15 protein-coding genes are annotated in these 17,578 nt (G+C 49.2%); 8 read left to right on the forward strand and 7 right to left on the reverse strand.

Features of this window, described 5'->3' with window-relative positions:
* Window positions 1-110: 110 nt before the first annotated feature.
* The 3 genes from ACYVEA_RS04305 to ACYVEA_RS04315 form a co-directional block, all read right to left on the reverse strand.
* Entirely contained in the window at window positions 111-1,025 is a 915-nt protein-coding gene (locus ACYVEA_RS04305; protein ID WP_461112095.1) for a LysR substrate-binding domain-containing protein, read from the reverse strand.
* A gap of 229 nt (window positions 1,026-1,254) precedes the next feature.
* A complete protein-coding gene (locus tag ACYVEA_RS04310) occupies window positions 1,255-4,239 on the reverse strand; it encodes an outer membrane beta-barrel protein (RefSeq protein ID WP_461112096.1) in 2,985 nt (994 codons plus the stop codon).
* A 70-nt stretch (window positions 4,240-4,309) separates the two neighbouring features.
* Window positions 4,310-5,152: a GLPGLI family protein gene (locus ACYVEA_RS04315; RefSeq protein WP_461112097.1), complete on the reverse strand. Its 843-nt coding sequence runs from the start codon at window positions 5,150-5,152 to the stop codon at window positions 4,310-4,312.
* A 121-nt stretch (window positions 5,153-5,273) separates the two neighbouring features.
* Here ACYVEA_RS04315 and ACYVEA_RS04320 point away from each other — a divergent pair, with 121 nt between their 5' ends.
* The 3 genes from ACYVEA_RS04320 to ACYVEA_RS04330 are packed head-to-tail and all read left to right on the forward strand — an operon-like array spanning window position 5,274 to window position 7,615.
* A complete protein-coding gene (locus ACYVEA_RS04320) occupies window positions 5,274-6,023 on the forward strand; it encodes a helical backbone metal receptor (RefSeq protein WP_461112098.1) in 750 nt (249 codons plus the stop codon).
* Window positions 6,020-6,601 carry a Uma2 family endonuclease gene (locus tag ACYVEA_RS04325; protein ID WP_461112099.1) on the forward strand — a complete coding sequence of 194 codons (582 nt, stop codon included), beginning with the start codon at window positions 6,020-6,022 and terminating at the stop codon, window positions 6,599-6,601. Before ACYVEA_RS04320 ends, ACYVEA_RS04325 begins: the two co-directional genes overlap by 4 nt.
* Window positions 6,602-7,615, forward strand: a complete 1,014-nt coding sequence (locus tag ACYVEA_RS04330; RefSeq protein ID WP_461112100.1) for an AraC family transcriptional regulator — start codon at window positions 6,602-6,604, stop codon at window positions 7,613-7,615.
* 46 nt (window positions 7,616-7,661) lie between these two features.
* Here the strand turns inward: ACYVEA_RS04330 and ACYVEA_RS04335 are convergent, their stop codons facing one another.
* Window positions 7,662-8,006 (reverse strand): DUF4260 domain-containing protein, encoded by a 345-nt coding sequence (locus ACYVEA_RS04335; protein ID WP_461112101.1) that lies wholly within the window; start codon window positions 8,004-8,006, stop codon window positions 7,662-7,664.
* 45 nt (window positions 8,007-8,051) lie between these two features.
* A complete protein-coding gene (locus ACYVEA_RS04340; RefSeq protein ID WP_461112102.1) occupies window positions 8,052-9,056 on the reverse strand; it encodes an NAD(P)H-binding protein in 1,005 nt (334 codons plus the stop codon).
* Between the two features lie 188 nt (window positions 9,057-9,244).
* Here ACYVEA_RS04340 and ACYVEA_RS04345 point away from each other — a divergent pair, with 188 nt between their 5' ends.
* From ACYVEA_RS04345 to ACYVEA_RS04360, 4 genes are all read left to right on the forward strand, one after another.
* Window positions 9,245-10,180 (forward strand): hypothetical protein, encoded by a 936-nt coding sequence (locus ACYVEA_RS04345; RefSeq protein ID WP_461112103.1) that lies wholly within the window; start codon window positions 9,245-9,247, stop codon window positions 10,178-10,180.
* 163 nt (window positions 10,181-10,343) lie between these two features.
* Complete coding sequence (locus ACYVEA_RS04350; RefSeq protein ID WP_461112104.1) at window positions 10,344-11,732, forward strand: amidohydrolase; 1,389 nt, start codon at window positions 10,344-10,346, stop codon at window positions 11,730-11,732.
* 68 nt (window positions 11,733-11,800) lie between these two features.
* Complete coding sequence (locus ACYVEA_RS04355) at window positions 11,801-12,379, forward strand: Crp/Fnr family transcriptional regulator (protein WP_461112105.1); 579 nt, start codon at window positions 11,801-11,803, stop codon at window positions 12,377-12,379.
* Window positions 12,380-12,558: 179 nt separating this feature from the next.
* Entirely contained in the window at window positions 12,559-13,422 is an 864-nt protein-coding gene (locus ACYVEA_RS04360; RefSeq protein WP_461112106.1) for an SDR family oxidoreductase, read from the forward strand.
* Window positions 13,423-13,528: 106 nt separating this feature from the next.
* On the opposite strand, the gene ACYVEA_RS04365 is transcribed toward ACYVEA_RS04360, so the two are convergent.
* Entirely contained in the window at window positions 13,529-14,785 is a 1,257-nt protein-coding gene (locus tag ACYVEA_RS04365; protein WP_461112107.1) for a 3-phosphoshikimate 1-carboxyvinyltransferase, read from the reverse strand.
* 107 nt (window positions 14,786-14,892) lie between these two features.
* Between ACYVEA_RS04365 and nagA the strand changes: the two genes are divergently transcribed.
* Complete coding sequence (gene nagA / locus ACYVEA_RS04370; protein ID WP_461112108.1) at window positions 14,893-16,059, forward strand: N-acetylglucosamine-6-phosphate deacetylase; 1,167 nt, start codon at window positions 14,893-14,895, stop codon at window positions 16,057-16,059.
* Window positions 16,060-16,136: 77 nt separating this feature from the next.
* Here the strand turns inward: nagA and ACYVEA_RS04375 are convergent, their stop codons facing one another.
* Window positions 16,137-17,561: a tetratricopeptide repeat protein gene (locus ACYVEA_RS04375; protein WP_461112109.1), complete on the reverse strand. Its 1,425-nt coding sequence runs from the start codon at window positions 17,559-17,561 to the stop codon at window positions 16,137-16,139.
* Window positions 17,562-17,578: the final 17 nt, after the last annotated feature.

A 17,578-nucleotide genomic window follows, 5' to 3' on the forward strand; every position in this document is an offset into this window, starting at 1 on the left:
TCTGAATGATGAGGAAATACGTAGTAACAAACCCCAATTTCAGCTCAGAAAATAGCTTAAATAGCGATCCGTTGGTATAATTCCGAACGCTGACGAAGTACTAAACTGTTTCAGCGATTGAAACTTTGTTGCTCTGGAACGTATTCCAAAATGCAGGTTTTCAATACATCTATCAGTCGGGTCTTGACCTGCTCACGGTTCACGGCCAGGCATACTTCCCGAGTGGGTTCCGGAAATTGGAAGTTCCGTATGTATTTTTGGCGATCCTCCGGGAGTTCAGCCACCGCCAGTTCGGGCAAAATGGTGATGCCGCCGTTCCGGTCAACCATTCGCATCAGGGTTTCGATGCTTCCTGACTTATAATTGAAACTGCTGCCAAATGTGCTGTTTCGGCTCAATTCGCAAAGTTTCTGGATTTGAGTACGGAAACAGTGACCTTCCTCCAGCAGCCAAAGCTCGTTGGGCTCTATATCGCTGGGCAAAATATATTGCTTGTTGTACAGCATTGTTTTTTCCGAAACATACGCGTAAAACCGCTCTTTATAGAGTGGGATTTCCTGTAACGCCGGATCGTCTGACAGCGAAGCTACAATGCCCACATCCAGGTTACCCGTCTTTAATTCATTAACGATTCGTTCGGTGATCATTTCCGAAATGTGCAGACGGATTTCAGGATACTGCTGAATAAACGCCTGTACAAAATGCGGCAATAAATAGGGAGCGATGGTAGGAATCACACCGATTTTCAGTTCCCCCGATAAATCCCCGTTATAATGTCGGGCCAGTTCATTTAGCCGACCTGCTTCGCGAAGTATCACTTTGCCCTGATCAATAAGTTGCCGCCCAATGGGTGTCGGGATAATGGGTTGCTTGGTGCGGTCAAAAATCTTTACACCCAGTTCCTCTTCCAGTTTTTTGATCATCATAGACAGGGTAGGCTGGGTAACGTTACAGTGGTCGGCGGCCTGAACAAAATGACGGAAATTATCGACGGCGGTAATGTATTCTAACTGCTGAATATTCATTGGCTAAGCGAATGCAGGTGATTTGGTATGTCTATAACCCGACTAAATCACTAAAACGATATAGACATAGTGATTCGGATTGCAAAAATCATCAATAATATCTATAGAAACGCAAAAAACATCAGTTTGAACTAGGTGAATTCAATAGGCACCAGCAAATGCCTACGCCAGGCAACAAAAAGGCCAGTCGCTACGTAGCGACTGGCCTTTTCTATCAACCTACTTTTGTTTATTCGTTTCGGCGGAAACCTCCTCCCTGACCGCGTTGTCCCCCCTGCCCTCTCGGTGGCTGACTGAATGGGTCTCTCGGTGGCGTAACGCCTGCATTAAACTTACGCAGGTTATACACGAAGCTGATCATAAAATAGCGGTTCAGCACGCGGCTCCGAACTTCCTCCGTGTACGTATCCGTTACATTCCGCACGATGCTCTGGTTCTGGTTCAGCAAATCGAACGCCTGGAACCGCAATTCCCCCTGATTTTGCTTGAACAACTGCCGGGCCAACGTAGCATTCCAAAGTGTATACGACTGGTTGAAGCTGGCCGAGCTACCGCCGTAATGATTGTAGTACACATTGGTCGAGAAGGTAAACCGGAGCGGCAATTGGTAGTAGACATCGAGCGTAACCGTCTGGTTCAGGAAAGTCGTATTCTGCTGCGGTTGCAGTGAATACTTAGCCGATTGCCAGTTGATATTTCCCGACAGATTCAGGTCCAGTTTCTCCGTAAAATTTGAGCTTATCGTAGCGCCCTGGCCAATCAGCCAGTTGGTAGCCCGGTTCGATTGTCTATTTATGAAGCTCGTTCCCTGATTGTGCGTCAGGTTGGTCGACAAATTGAGATTTGTTTTCTGCGCACCCAATTTAAGCGGTCGTCCCAGCACCAGCGACCCATTGATGGTGTAATAGCCATTGGTATTCACAGGTGTGGTTGTCTGCGCGCCCGTTGACGTGAACTCCGTTGAATTGACGATTTTATTGTTCGTCCGACTCGCGTTCAAAAAGACGAACGTATTGCGGAACGTTGCCGCATCGAATCGATTATAATTCAGCGAGATGGTGTGCGCGTATTCGGGTTGCAAATCAGCATTACCCCGCTGGATATTCAGTGGGTTTGTATTGTTCGCTACGGGTTGCAACTGATTGACCGATGGCGCGTTGATCCGAGTACGATAATTCACCCGCAATGTTCGGCTCTTCCCGAAATTATAAGTAAACAAGGCATTGGGTAATAGATTCGAAAACGACCGATTTAGGTTAGTTTTCAAATTAGTTTCCAGGCTCAGGTTGTCCGAATTCAAACTTGCCTGCTGCGCATCCAGCCCCAGCGCGTAAGTGTATTTCAGCCGTTTAGTCTGCCATGTCAGTCCACCCCGATTCGTTATGTAATCGTTTATGAAGTTGTTACTTAGCTGAGGATTCAACTGATCGTACTGATTTGTCAGGCCATTGAAATCATTCACCGCCCGGTTCGACGTATTGTGGTTGTCGGACAGATTGTAATGGAATTCAAGCGTTTGACGTAGCGAAAGCGGCTCGGTATAACTTACGTTGATCGTGTTGGTCATCGAACGCGTCTGCTGATTGTTGCGCTGATTGACGGTCTGCGTGGTGATGCCCGTTAGCGTGTCTTTCGTGATGATGCCGGACGTCAGACTCGTGGATGATCCATTAAATTGGTTTATCGATTTATTGATCCCTTCGTTATTCTGGTTGTTGGCCCCAATCGTCCAGTTCACCGAAAAGCTCCGGCCTTTCTTGCGAAATTTACGGAACAGCAGCAGCGAATTATTTCCTGTAAAACCGTTGCCCGCCGAGGTATAATTGGTCACACTCGAGTTGGCCATAACGCCTTCGTTGGTGACAGTTCTCGCTTCACTTTGATTGTTGTAATTTGAATTTATCCACGACAGGCTCGGAATAACCCGAATCGTTGTCAATGAATCAATCCGGTAATCGAGCCGGAGGTTAACCCGCTGGTTGGTGTTGGTATTGTCGGAACCGTTCGTCTGATCGCGTACAAATCCGGCATCAGGCCGGGTTGTTGTGCCCGACGTACCACTGGGAATGACGTTTTCCCGATGGCTTTGCTGGTTGGTGAGCGTGTTGGTATTGCTGGCGTTGTAACTGCTGACAACGTCAACTTTTTTACCCCAGCCATCCCGGTAGTTGATCCCGGCGGCCCACGACTGCGTAATAGCATTGCTACCCACCTGACCCGCGCCATTACCACTTCCGCCACCGGCGCCACCCCGCACTACGTTGCTGCCCCCTCCACCACCCTGGCCTTGTCCAGCACCACCGAAGTTATTGCCAAGACCTAAATCACTCGCGGTGAAGCCCTGTTGGTTGACATTATTGGCCATGCCCAGCACTGAAATCTGACGGCCATTATTGAACTGGTTCAGGCTCACCCGGCCCGAATAGCGGGCGTCATCGCCGGGCTTTGGCCCAGCGCCAATGGTCTGCTGACCAAATGACCCTTTGCGTTTGTCTTTTTTGGTCGTGATGTTGATCGTTTTCTCCCGATCACCGTCATCCACGCCCGAAAAAGCCGATTGCTCTGAAGATTGGTCGAAGAGTTGTACTTTGTCGATGATATCGGCGGGGAGATTTCGGGTAGCCATTTTTGGGTCATTGCCAAAGAAGGGCTTCCCATCGACCAGTATTTTTGTAATAGCTTGTCCCTGTGCTTTCACATTTCCATCGCGGTCGACTTCAACACCCGGCAGTTTCTTGAGCAAATCCTCGACCTGAGCGTTAGGTCGGGTTTTAAACGATCCGGCATTGAATTCCAGCGTATCGCCCTTTACGGCAATGGGGGCGCGTTCGCCCTGTACCGATACTTCCGTGAGGGTTTGCGATTGCGCCACGATATCGATGGTTCCGGCATCAGTAACAGGGTCGCTTTTCGTGACAGAGATCCGCTTGGAACGGCCACGGTAGCCCACATACGTTACCAGCAGCCGATATTGTCCTTCTACGACTTTCAGGAATTCAAATTTCCCATCACCATCCGTTATGCCGAACGAAACAAGCGACGAATCTTTGCCCGAAAGCAGCGATACCGATGCTTCCATGAGCGGTTTCCGGCTCACAGAATCGACAACGGCGCCCCGGATCGTTTGCGCGAACCCGTTGGTAATGAATAGTGTAAAATGTAAAATGCATAATACGCTCCCCAGCAACCATCTTTTTGCAGTTCGTCTTTTCATTATGCAGTCGGGGCCAAAAGGTCCATTTTTCATTATACCTTGTGCATTTTCAGCCAGTAATCATTTTTATTCAGTTCCGACCCTGAAAGCCGCCATTCTGCATCATTTTCTGCCTGAAATCGGCCATACCCTTTCGGCGTAATTGATCCATTTCTTCCGACGTAACAGTTTTGGCATCCGCTGGCGGCTGAACGGCGCTAGCGGCAACCGCTTCCATCGAAACACCGGTTGCCTTGTAGGATTCATTGTCCGATTCAATCAGCAAGACCACGCCCTGAGGAGGTGTCAAATCAGCAACGGGCGAGTAGGTAAACGGCAGATCGGTGGTGTACCAGATTGTATAAGGCATCTTCCGGTGGGTAGCGGTGGCTTTGTGGCACATGTAGCCCGCAATTTTCTTGGTTTTATCACTCGCTACCCAATCCGTCGCGGCTGGCATGGGTTTTTCAGAGCGATACATCTCTTTCGTCAATGAATCCTTCTTTATAGTTAGCAGGTCGATTCGCTTTCGATTGGCCAAGTCCAGAAAGGTTTCCTGTTCAAAAGGGGGGCTCATGCGTGGGCCGGTACGTTGTGGCCGCTGCCCATCTCCGCCCGCTGAAGCATTACCATCCATTTGTCGCCGGAACATCATGCCCCCCTGGGGACGGTCGCGTTCTTCCTTGGCCATTGTGCCGGAGAAAACGAGTTTCTGCGTAAATGATACTACTTCCGGCGCGCCTTCGGGTGCATCGGGTGCACCGGGGCTTCCCGGCCGAACTTCCTGCCCGTTAATGACCATGCGCATTTGCGACCGATCGATCTGGCGCATGCCTTCATACGTAATTTTACCAGATGCCGAGGTCGTTGTCTGGCCATACAGCGTCGTGGACAATAAGCTAGCCACGAGTGCAGAGAATAGGTATTTTTTCATGGTAGAATGAGCAATTGATAGAGTAAACGTTGCACAAAATTCTCGACTCACCGCCAAAATCTTGTTAAAAGCAGTTAAATCGGTGCTAAATCGGCTTTTTATGCCACTGAATGTCTGCCCTATGCCCCCCAAACGCATTATTTCACTCGTTCCATCGCAGACTGAATTATTGTTTGATCTAGGTCTGGATGAGGCAATTGTGGGCATCACAAAATTCTGCATTTATCCGGTCACTAAAGTTAGGAATAAAGCAATCGTAGGAGGGACTAAAACCCTGGATCTCAACAAGATAAAATCACTATGTCCCGATCTGATTATTGCGAATAAAGAAGAAAATACGCGTGAAGAAATCGAGGAGCTTCAGAGTCAATACGTTGTTCATGTCACCGATGTGGCAAGCCTTCCCGATGCGCTGGCCATGATTCGGGAGGTAGGTGCATTAGTAGGCAAAAGCGCCGAGGCCAAGCAACTAACCCGTGCTATTGAATTAACCCTATTCTCCTTACCCCCTGTCCCTCGCCCCTCAGTCGCTTATTTCATCTGGCGTAAGCCGTATATGGTAGCCGCTAACGCTACTTTCATCCATGCCATGCTGGAAGTTGCTGGTTTTCAGAGTGTTTTTGCCGATCGAACGCGCTATCCCGAAATCACAGCCAACGACCTGAAAGTGGCTCAACCCGACTTGATTTTCCTGTCATCGGAACCCTATCCATTTGCGGAAAAACACGTTGCTGAAGTACAGGTAATCTGCCCATCAGCATACGTAGTGGTTGTGGATGGTGAGTTGTTTTCGTGGTATGGCAGCCGGTTGTTGCGGTCATCAGACTATTTTAGGAACTTGCGTAACGAAATCGCCCGACACAGTTCATGATTACCGATATCTCACAACTCGATCCCAACGGTACGTACACGTATGCCGACTACCTGAAATGGCAGTTCGACGAAAGAGTTGAATTGATCAAGGGGAAAATTTACCGAATGTCTCCTGCGCCAAAGCGTAAACATCAGGATGCTTCAGTGAATTTGGAATTTGCCTTACTGAAGTATTTTGAAGACAAATCCTGCAAGGTATATGATGCTCCTTTTGATGTTCGTTTGCCTGTACGTAATGAGCGTAAGCCAGATCAGCTACATACGGTCGTTCAGCCTGACATCTGCGTCATATGCGATCTCAGCAAACTAGATGATGACGGGTGTCTGGGTGCTCCCGATTGGATTATTGAGATTATATCCCCCCGAACGGCGAAAAATGATTTCAACGAGAAATTTAATCTATACCAGGAGTCGGGTGTGCGCGAATACTGGATTGTTCAGCCTAAAGAAAAGGCGGTCAACGTTTACGTACTGGAAGATGGGGAATACGCCTTAGTAGACGTTTATGAATCGGGCGAAATTCCCAGCGGTATTTTTCCCGACTTGCTTGTTTCACACGATCGTATTTTTCGGTAAATGACACCCTCCAACGATACACTTTCTGTAGCTTCCATTAACCTGATTCTGTTTGCGGCCAGCCAGTTAGGGGCCGATACGAAGGTGCTGTCTCAGCTGGTGGGCATCAGTCCAGAGCAATTGCGTGACCCAGACGGCCGCGTAGAAGTTCGGCAGGTGCAGGCGTTATGGCGCGAGGTCACAGCCGCTACCGGCGACCCGAATATTGCCCTGAAACTTGGTGAAATGATCAATCCCGTTGCGTTTGGCGTACTGTCCTACGTAATGATGCACAGCCCCACGTTGGGAAAGGCCTTTGAGAAGCTCTGTCAGTATCAGGATATTGTTTGTGAAGGGATTCGCACAACTGGTCGGCAATCTGGCCATTCGTTTACCCTATCACTCGAAATAACCAGTTCAGCGATAATTTACCTGGATCATACCCTAAACTCCGAACTATCGATTTATCTGGCCGCTATTCGGGCCTTGATCGGGTATCCCGTTAACGCTACTGAAATACGTTTTTCCTACCCGCGTCCCGCCGATATCCGCGAGCACGAACGCGTATTTGCCCCCGCCCGTCTGACGTTTGACGCTCCCCAAACCGAGATGGTTCTTGATGCGACTTTGCTTGATTTACCGGTTTTAAACGCCAGCCCCAGCTTATCGATACTCTTTGAGAAACACGCTGCCGACATTCTCAATCGGCTCAAAGCCCCATCTCTGACCACCCGCGTTAAATCAAAAATCGTCACGATCATGAAGGGGGAAGAACCAACGCTGGCAACCGTAGCCGATCAACTGGCAATGGGTGTCCGTACGCTTCAACTGCATCTCAAGGAAGAGGGCACTACGTATCAGCAACTGCTGGACGAGATTCGGAAAGAGCTGGCGGTCAAGCACCTTCAGGAAGCAAATCTGAGTACAACCGATATCGCCTATCTGCTGGGTTTCGCTGAGCCGAGTGTATTCTTTCGATCGTTCAAGAAGTGGACAGGTGTTACGCCCGGAGCCTATCGGCTTGCGCAAGCGTAACGTAGCGCACACGTCCCGCGACAGTGTACCGTGTCGTTGACGCTACTTACAGGCTCTCTAAACTCGTGTGCTTGAAACTGTCGAAGTATTTCAGGCCGTAACCAAACATACGATCCATACTCGAATGAGCGAAGAGAATAATGCCAGCCAGCATCAGCGTCTGCATACCCATCATCAGGCCAATTAATCCAATAACAATACCCAGACCTTTGTGATGGACAAGGTTATACAAGACTGCGCCAACCGCTGGATTAATGACATAACCAATCATGCTCAGATCAGGGACCAATAACAGGGCGGGGAACCACCACCAGGCGAAACTCAACCGGGAGAAAAGGTAAATAGCACCCAGAAACTGGAACAATTCTTCGGATTTCAATAGCGTTTTCATGTTTCTTCGTACGATTAATAGGAATGACTGTTGAGATAAGGGCGATTAATTTGTACCAACTGCGGGTGTAAATGGTCGCTTCAACTGGTTCTCCGCAAACCAGGTCAGCGTTTCGGTTAGTGCCTGATTCATGGGCGTCGGCTGGAAATCCGGGAATAAAGCCAACACTTTTTTATCATCGAGTATGATTGTGTTCTCGTAGAGATACAGCATCTCTTTCACTTCCCGCATAACAGGCATGAATAAGCCTAACACGCTGAATAAAAATCGACTATGTAGCTGCACGTTCAGCGGTTTACCGGTTTGGGCACTAATTTGCCCAAACCACGTCCGCATGGATGGCACCGTCGTTCCACCATAATTCCAAACTTCATAAGGTATGGTAGATGGAGAGTCCCACTGCCGTATCATCAGCCGGACAATAATTTCAGCGGCATCCTTCGTATAAACCACCTGATGCGGAATATCAGCGTTCGCAATCCAGGGCATGGCTTTACCATTCAGCGCATTTTCGAAGATGGGTCTTATACCCTCATTCAAGACGTTGGGTCCCCAGAAGTCGGGTAGCCGGACATTCAGTACGTTGCACTTTCCAGCGTTGGCGGCCTGTTCCAGCATGGCTTCGATCTCAACGCGTAGCTGACCTTTTCTTGTGCAGGGATTCGGACGACTGTCTTCCCGAATGGGCTCTTTCGTATTCCCGAAATTGTAGACGTTACCGGGGAGCACAATCGTAGCATGGTTTTGAGCAGCCGCGTTGATGATCTTCTGTGTAGCCGTGTCCATGTTTCCGAACCACTTGTTGTAGGGGTAGTTAATGCCGTGGAAAATGAAATTTTTATCAGCAGCAAGCTGATTGAGCAACCCCGCATCCTGCACATCCCCTTCAATAATAGTGAGCGTTGGCTCATTAGGGAACAAGGCCTCGGCTTTGGACCGATTGCGGACAAGGACCGTAACAGGGAATCTGCGGGCGAGGAGGTTAGCCGTTACAGCGTAGCCGATGCTTCCGGTTGCGCCTAAAACGAGGATAGTTGGTGTGGCATTCATGACGTTCGTGTGTTGATTAGTACACAACAAAGGTCAGGCTACCAGGTCACGTGGTCATTGACGAACTACGCAAATCGAGTGACCGATTGCGAAAAAGTGAACGGTAATTCACTAGCCGCAACGAAGGTAGTAGCACCTGCGTAATTAGTATTGTAGCCCTACTCGTCCGACCATACTCCTATTTTAGTATGAAACACATCTTCCTTCTTGCATTTTCATTCGGCTTATCGGTATCGGCGCTGGCGCAGGAAGTCGTGACTGATACGAACTATTACACGCCCCCGGCCCAACGTCGGCAAATAATTACCCCTGACCCAGATCAGCGGTATACGCCCTACCAACCAACCCGCACACCATCGACCGCCCGATACCACAATGGTCCGGATGCCGACAATCCGCTGTTTCACCAACTTCGTGAAGTGCAGACGTGGTATGTTGGTGCTGAAGGCGGATTCCGTTCCGATGGCAGTACATTAACAAATTCATTCAACGGCTTGATCAGCAATGTTACTCAGACAAAACCGTTCTGGGGCGTATTACTCGGATATACGTACCGAAACGCGTGGGCTGTTGAAACGGGCTATTCACATTCCCCTATCCACCTGAACATAACCATTGCCAACGGCCAGACGCCACTTATTTTCGATTATCAGAATAGTGGTTCCGGTATTCCCCTACGGCTGAAACGACGGATCGGCTCGGGTAAAAAATCGGCAAATGGTACGGGATTCTGGCTCACGGCCGGTGCCTGGATTGTACCGAACGGTTCTGGACCCATGGACGACTTTAAACTGATTGGCTACAGTTCCCGCAACAGTGGCCGAGTTCGTTCAACCGATACGTTACGACTCACTAACAGCACAACGACCTTCAACAGGATCAGCGGCCTTGCCGAATTGGGCGTTGATTATTCAGCTCGTTTGTCATCTTTTCTGGAATTGGGTTGCTACGTCCGTAAATACTGGGGCCTCAGTGACGCACTACGCTCTGATTTGCTCTATACGGTCAACAACAAGTCCGAACAGCAAGCCGTCGTTACCGCAAACGGCACAGGCTGGGGGGTTGGCATTGCCTTACGCTATATTTATGGGCGGCAACATGAAGTCAGAAACGCACTGAAGTAATTTCTCGAATCACTTCAGTGCGTAGAGTTCTCGGCCCTTGTATAGAATATTATTTTTCAAATAGTAAATTATACGAAATATTATAACAAAAAATCTTCAAAGTTAGCAACTACAAAAGGATAGTTTTTTTTAGTACATTGTCATGCATTCTACTGTATCACGCATGATAACGTTTCGTTTTCCGGATCAAAAGCAGTCATTTTTTCTTACTTTTCTTGCGCTTGCGTTCGGTTGGTCTGCTTCGTTCGCCCAACCTTCGACGGCCCTGTTGGATAAAGTTCGCCAGCTGGCCTATACCGATTCGGTACGTTTGGTGACGATGTTTAAAGACCTGCACACCCATCCGGAACTGGGTTTTATGGAAGTGCGGACAGCCAGCATTATTACGAAAGAACTCACTAGTTTGGGCTACAAGGTTTATTCGGGCATTGGTAAAACGGGCGTAGTAGGCATTCTGAAAAACGGCGAAGGACCAACCGTAATGTTTCGCGGGGATATGGATGCGCTGCCGGTTAAAGAGACAACGGGTCTGGCCTACGCCAGCACCGCTACCGTAAAACTGCCCGATGGCAACGAAGTACCAACGATGCATGCCTGCGGACATGACGCGCACGTTACGTGGTTGCTGGGCATTGCTAAAGTCATGAAAACGCTTCAGCAGGAATGGAAAGGTACTCTCGTGCTGGTAGCACAACCTGCCGAAGAGCCGATTATGGGCGCCCGCGCCATGCGGGAAGACAGCCTATTCATTAAACACGTCCCGCTACCCGACTATTTACTGGCGATGCATACCGGCCCGTTTCCAACCGGCATGGTCATGAATCTCCCCGGCACGCGTATGGCCGGTACGGATCAACTGGATGTGACGTTCCGGGGTGTGGGCGGTCATGGCTCGTCGCCACAAACGGCTAAAGATCCGATCATTATGGCCAGTGAGGCCATTCTCCAATACCAAACGATCATTAGCCGGAGTAACGATCCACAGACACCGGCCGTACTGACGGTTGGCTCGGTTCAGGCGGGTCAGGACAACAACGTAATACCCGCTTCGGCATTGGTTAAAGTGAATTTCCGGTGGTTAAAGCCCGAGACGCGAAAGCTTTTGTTCGATGGCGTTAGTCGAATTGACAGTGGCATCGCTATCAGTAACGGTCTGCCAATGGGGCTTTTCCCGATCATGAAGAAAAAGGGGTATTCGTTCCCCGTTGTCAATGATTCGGCGCTGGTAAGTAAAGTAAACGCCACGTTGCAACGAGTCGTGAAGAAAGGCAGCCTTATAACGTCCGGCTTTCCAACAGCCATGGGATCCGAAGATTTCCATCACCTTGTGCTGGACAACAAAAAATCCGTTTACGATTTTATATTCGTTGGAACAGCGCCCCTGGATATGGTACTGGCAGCAAGAAAAGAAGGAAAAGCAACACCGTTCTCCAATCACAACGGCAATTACATGGTCGATCTGGCGGGCCTCCCCTGGGGTGTGCAGATCGGCTCCGATGCGTTACTTGGTTTGCTGAAACCCCAGGCTAAAGAACTGACTAAGTCTGAATAGCGTAGGCTAACAACGCTTGTTGAAAGGCCCAGGAATGGATATCTTTCGGGCGTTGTTACAATGTCTATATGTTCGATGTCTTCAAAAGCTATCTAAGCAGCAAAATTCCGATTACCGACGAAGAGCTTGAGTTGATAAAGTCGCTCGGCATTATCAAAAAACTTCGCAAGCGACAATATCTTTTGCAGGCGGGCGATAGCTGGAAATATGATGCTTTCGTCTGCAAGGGATGTTTGCGGACGTATCGGGTCGATGATAAAGGGCAGGAACACATTCTGGGATTTTCGATTGAGAACTGGTGGACGGGTGACCGCGAAAGCCTGTTATCCAGCACGCCCGCTCAATCGAATATCGACGCACTGGAAGATTCGGTTGTGTTGCTATTTACCCATGAGAACTTCCTGCACATCTGCCACGAAATCCCGGCTTTCAATGAACTGATAAACGGCATTTTGGCTAAGAGTTTTGTGGCCCTGCAAAACAGAATTCACGCGTCGATCAGCTATACGGCCGAAGAGAAATACGAGAATTTCCTTAAAACTTCGCCCCAACTGGCGAATCGTGTGCCACAAAGTATGATTGCTTCCTATCTGGGCATTTCGCCTGAAACACTTAGCCGCGTCAGACATCAATTGCTTAAAAAATAAGTTCCTTCAATTGCCTAACGAACCAAATCTTCCCTAAATAAACCTCTCACTTTCAAGCCAATAATTTAAAACTCTTGATAAATATCAAGTGCTTTTTTATCAAATATCAAGGGAGTGAAGCTGCCTGTTATTGCACCTTTGTGTCATCAATTTATCAATTGATTTGAACACAAAAGACAATGAAAAAGGTAATTTTAATAACAGGAACGAGTACCGGTTTTGGTAAATTAATGGTGCAAACACTCGCCAACGAAGGCCACACTGTCATTGCTGGTATGCGGGGTACAATCGGTAAGAATGCTAACGTAGCAACTGAGTTAGCCGCACTGCCCAACGTAGACGTAGTAGATATAGATATAACCTCCGGGGAATCTGTAAATCAGGCAGTAAAAACCGTACTGGCGAAGTATGGCAAGATTGATGTGCTGGTCAATAATGCGGCAATGACGGGGTTTGGTCTCCTAGAAGGCTATTCATTGGAGCAGATTCAGAAAATGCTGGACGTAAACCTGTTTGGGGTATTACGTACCTACCAGGCCGTGTTGCCTTCCATGCGGGCCGCCCATAACGGACTCATTATCAACCTTACGTCAGGGGCCAGTGGCTTTACGGTTCCGTTCATGATTCCGTATCTCCTGTCGAAATTTGGGGTAGAGACGATTACGGAGGGCTTACAGGATGAGTTAAAAGATTTTGGCATCGAGAACGTAACGATTCAGCCGGGCGTCTATCCAACCGAAATGAACAATGGCAGCAAAGCCGCCATAAATGCCGACAGAGCGGATATTATCGCTGAATATGGTGATGCTGCGGTTCAAAAATTCAATGCCATTGGCGCTGGGCTATTTGGCAAAATGGCTGAGTTTAATATGAACCCACAAACCATTGCCGATGGCGTTCTTGAACTGATCAATATGGAAAAAGGGACCCGGCCACTACGTCTCCCGCTGGATGCCATTGCGCAGGGGACCGATAAAGAATTCATTCAGGCTCGGGCGGAGATTAAAGCTAAATGGGCGAAGAATTATGGGTTTCCTTTGTAAATCAGGGAACTCGCTTGAGTAAGAACAGGCCAAACGTATTCCTATAGCTGTGCTTTCATAGCTGTAGGAATACGTCCATTATAATTCGTTAACCATCTTTTATGGCTTAAGCAACGGCCTCCACTGTTACGACCCGCGCCATGTCGTCCCAAAAACTAGGATACGATTTGGCGACTACGCCCGGTTCCTCAATCACGATTTCCTGCTGCATGGCTACCGGAGCAAAGGCCATCGCCATGCGGTGATCGTCATACGTAGCGATGACGGCCGTCGAGTTAGGACGAACGCTGAACTGGCGAACAATGTAACGAGCGTTGGTTTCTACCTCAACTAACTCAGCCCCAATCTTCTGCAATTCGGTTTGTAGGGCCGCAACGCGATCGGTCTCTTTGATTTTCAGGCTTTCAATTCCGGTCAATGTCAGTGGAATGCCTTTCATAGCTGCGCAAACGGCAACCGTCTGCGCCAGATCGGGGCAGTTTGTGAAATCCCATTCCAGTGAGGATTCCGGCGCGCATTTGGTCAATTTAACCCCCGAATCAGTAAAGGTACTCTCTACACCCAGCGCCCGCATGATATCCACGATGGCGCTGTCTCCCTGTAACGACTTGGCTTTCAGACCCAATAATTCCAGTTCGGTGGTGAGCGGTCCGGCGTCCCGGTCGTCGGCCAGGGCAGCTACACTATACCAATAGCTCGCTCCTGACCAATCAGATTCAATGGCGTACGGTTTTGCTACGTATGGCTTTGGCCCAACAGTAATGATATTTTTCGCCCAATCGGCCTGAACATCAGCCCCAAAATACGTCATTTGTTCCAGTGTCATTTCGATGTAAGGCCGCGACCCAATGGCTCCGGTCAGTTCCAGGGTCAGGCCATCAGGCAGCGTTGGGGCAATCATCACTAACGCTGAGATATACTGGCTACTTACATCACCCCGAATCTGCAACCGGTTATTTTCAGCCGGTGAAAACCCGTTGATCTGCAAAGGCGGATAACCCTCTTTTTTCAGGTACGTAATGTCGGCACCAAGTGTGCGGAGCGCATCGACCAGAATGCCGATGGGTCGCTCACACATGCGCGGAGTGCCCGTCATGGTCTTTTTCTGGCCCGTCGCGGCAAAATAAGCGGTCAGGAAACGCATGGTTGTGCCGGCATCCAGAACGTCGGCTACCGCGTCGTCTGACTTTAGCAGACGAATCATCGTCTGTGTATCGCGAGCGGTCGAGAGATTTTGCAGGTCACACTGGAACCCAGTCAGCGCGTCGATGATGAGTGCCCGGTTGCTTTCACTTTTCGAGGAAGCTAGTGGAATCGTGGCCCGAACAGGACCAATGGGAGGAGTTAAGCGAACAGCATTCAAAGGAAAAACGAGTTGATTCTGGCACAAACCAGTTCGCAAAAAAACGAAAAATCGGCTACATTCCGGCCATAATTGACATATCACAGGAATGAAACCCGCTTTTTCGCATGAATCAGTTTATTAATGCTACTGTCTTCACAGGCAATGAATGGTTAACCGGCGCGTCGGTACGTGTCGAAAATGGTCGGATTCAGGCGGTTACTACGTCCCCCTTAGCCGCAGAAAGCACTGACAACGTAGCGATTACCGACCTTAATGGCGATTACCTCATTCCGGGCTTAATTGATCTGCAATTGTATGGTGGATCAACTCTCTTCCTCAATGACCAACCCACGCCCGAAACGGTTCGGCATATTTATGAAACTCACGCCAAAAATGGCACAACAACCTTATTGCCCACCATTCACTCCACCTCGCTTGCTATTATGCAGCAGTCGATGGAAGCCGTGGCAACGGTACGTAATGAAAATCCGCTGGGCGTGCCGGGCATTCACATCGAAGGACCTTATTTCAACCCTATCAAGCGGGGGGCACACAGCATGGCCTACGTTCGGACACCCGCCGAAGGGGAGCTGGAAACACTCTTCAGCACCAACGCCGATGTTATCCGGATTCTGACACTGGCCCCCGAAATATTGACAGCGGATCAATTAAATACGATCAACCGATTAAAACACGCCAATACGCTCCTTTCACTCGGCCACAGTAACGCTACGTATCAGCAGGCAACGGCAGCCTTCAACGAAGGCATTCCGCTGGCAACTCACCTCTACAATGCCATGCGCGGGTTCGAGAGCCGCGAGCCGGGCGTGGTTGGCGCCGTCTTTGACCATCCCACCATCCGGGCAAGCATCATTGCCGACAGTTACCACTGCAACCCAACCGCCATTCGCATTGCTTACCGGCTTCTGGGCGAACGACTATTCCTGATTTCGGATGCGCTGTTTGCCAACCCACCCCGGCCTACGTTCGAGTTGGGGCAGTTTGTTGTGCATTTTGAACCCGATACTAATGGGCCGGGCCGGTACGTCAACAACGAAGCAAATCTGGCCGGTTCGGCCATTACGCTCATCGACTGCGTCAAAATCGCGGTTGAACAGGCAGGTATTCCCCTGACCAATGCATTGAGGATGGCCTCGGTGATTCCCGCAGAAATTATCGGCCTGGGCGATCAACTGGGCAAAATTCAGCCGGGCTACGTAGCGAATCTGGTACGTACCGATACGTCCTTACAAACGAAAGGCGTATGGGCATCCGGCCAGAAAATCGCGTAACCAAAAGCAAGGAAGCCGTACCACGGTTTGGTATCGTGGTACGGCTTCAGACAAAACTCTTGATACAATGACAGGAATCAGCGCGCGCCTTTGGCCATTGCTTTCTCGTAGTTCTGGTTAAGCGTTTCGATGAACTTACCCGTTACCCAGCTAATATCTGAATCCCGGATAAACACAAACCGCTTCGGTATGGATGTATTCGTATATGCTTTGAAAACAGATTCTAACAGTAAAGCACCCGCAATAAGCTGTTTTTCGTTGAACTGATTCTGTGCATTGGTAAGGTCTGTTTCCGCTTTCTTCCGCACGACCGGGTCCATCAGATCAGTCAGATCGGGGTGAATCAGGCTCTGATAATCAGTCCTGGCCAACCGGGAAAACCGCTCGACATCGCTCATTGTCAGCGGTACAGCGGTCATTCCGGCTTTTTCAGGGTGCAGGTACACCGTCATTGCCCAGGCAATACCCCCGCCTAAAGCAACGGTTTTGCGCTGGTGCAAACCAGGGCTAGTTGTATTGAACTCAACATTTAGCGTCGTATCGGCGATCATTTTGATAACCTTTTGCGCTTCCTCTTTGTAGGCATCGATTGATAACGACCGATTATTATCGATCAGATTAGCCAGCGTTTTTGTTCCAAACGGCAGACTCACTGGATGAAACTGACGATCCGAATCATAATAGCCTCCCTTTGTGTTACCGCTGCCGATGTCGATACAGGAAGTTGTTGTCCATAACTTACGGGGAACAGAGCCAACCAGAAACAATTCGGCTTCGCGGGCAGCCGTCAACGTAGTATCGATGGCAAGCGATGAACTGTCGGGTGAATTAGCCGCCACAAGCGTCGAAAACAGCTCATATAGTTTTCGCTTTTTGGCCGGTGTTTTGCCCAATGTTTCGTTGACTCCACTACTAAAGGCCATATAAACGTGGTCGGCAGGAATCTTGTAATACCGGATCGAATCCAGGTAGGTTCTGAGCACTTCCTGTCCCGTTTGAAACGATTGCGGGGTTCCTGAAACTAACGTTACGTTAGGAGCTACCGGCTTGACTTTGACATCCTTGCTGTAAAAGCCGTTTTCGAATGACGTACGAAAAATAGCCAGTTTCACGCCCGACGCGCCAATGTCAATACCCGCATACAGATCTTTACTGGACGCTTCCCCGATCAGCTGGCGCATGGCGGTTTCACTGGCACTAAAGTTTAATTTCTGGTACAATTGATGGGCCTTCTGAAAATAGCGCAGGGACGCCTGGCTGTTCTCCTGCTCGCTATAGGCAAATCCTAAATTCTCGTAGGCCACGGCTTCCATGTAGGTGTCTTTAGCCTGCACGGCGGGTAAGGCCCTTAGTAGCAAAGCGATTGCCTGCTGCGGCCTGTCAACCATTCGTAACGTATTGCCCAATTTAATAAAATGCATGGCTTCCTCAGCATTACGAGCGTTTTGCGCACGAGCTGAAATAACCCAAATCATCCCTAAAGTCAAGAAGAGATATTTCATAGACTAGTAGATTACTG

Source organism: Spirosoma jeollabukense (assembly GCF_054777855.1).

Bases quoted from the DNA above. Each gene is read 5' to 3' on its own strand.
- ACYVEA_RS04330 (WP_461112100.1), top strand. From the start codon at position 6,602: ATGACACCCTCCAACGATACACTTTCTGTAGCTTCCATTAACCTGATT.
- nagA (WP_461112108.1), top strand. From the start codon at position 14,893: ATGAATCAGTTTATTAATGCTACTGTCTTCACAGGCAATGAATGGTTA.
- ACYVEA_RS04315 (WP_461112097.1), bottom strand. From the start codon at position 5,152: ATGAAAAAATACCTATTCTCTGCACTCGTGGCTAGCTTATTGTCCACG.
- ACYVEA_RS04325 (WP_461112099.1), top strand. From the start codon at position 6,020: ATGATTACCGATATCTCACAACTCGATCCCAACGGTACGTACACGTAT.
- ACYVEA_RS04355 (WP_461112105.1), top strand. From the start codon at position 11,801: ATGTTCGATGTCTTCAAAAGCTATCTAAGCAGCAAAATTCCGATTACC.
- ACYVEA_RS04375 (WP_461112109.1), bottom strand. From the start codon at position 17,561: ATGAAATATCTCTTCTTGACTTTAGGGATGATTTGGGTTATTTCAGCT.
- ACYVEA_RS04360 (WP_461112106.1), top strand. From the start codon at position 12,559: ATGAAAAAGGTAATTTTAATAACAGGAACGAGTACCGGTTTTGGTAAA.
- ACYVEA_RS04305 (WP_461112095.1), bottom strand. From the start codon at position 1,025: ATGAATATTCAGCAGTTAGAATACATTACCGCCGTCGATAATTTCCGT.
- ACYVEA_RS04320 (WP_461112098.1), top strand. From the start codon at position 5,274: ATGCCCCCCAAACGCATTATTTCACTCGTTCCATCGCAGACTGAATTA.
- ACYVEA_RS04340 (WP_461112102.1), bottom strand. From the start codon at position 9,056: ATGAATGCCACACCAACTATCCTCGTTTTAGGCGCAACCGGAAGCATC.
- ACYVEA_RS04345 (WP_461112103.1), top strand. From the start codon at position 9,245: ATGAAACACATCTTCCTTCTTGCATTTTCATTCGGCTTATCGGTATCG.
- ACYVEA_RS04310 (WP_461112096.1), bottom strand. From the start codon at position 4,239: ATGAAAAGACGAACTGCAAAAAGATGGTTGCTGGGGAGCGTATTATGC.
- ACYVEA_RS04350 (WP_461112104.1), top strand. From the start codon at position 10,344: ATGATAACGTTTCGTTTTCCGGATCAAAAGCAGTCATTTTTTCTTACT.
- ACYVEA_RS04335 (WP_461112101.1), bottom strand. From the start codon at position 8,006: ATGAAAACGCTATTGAAATCCGAAGAATTGTTCCAGTTTCTGGGTGCT.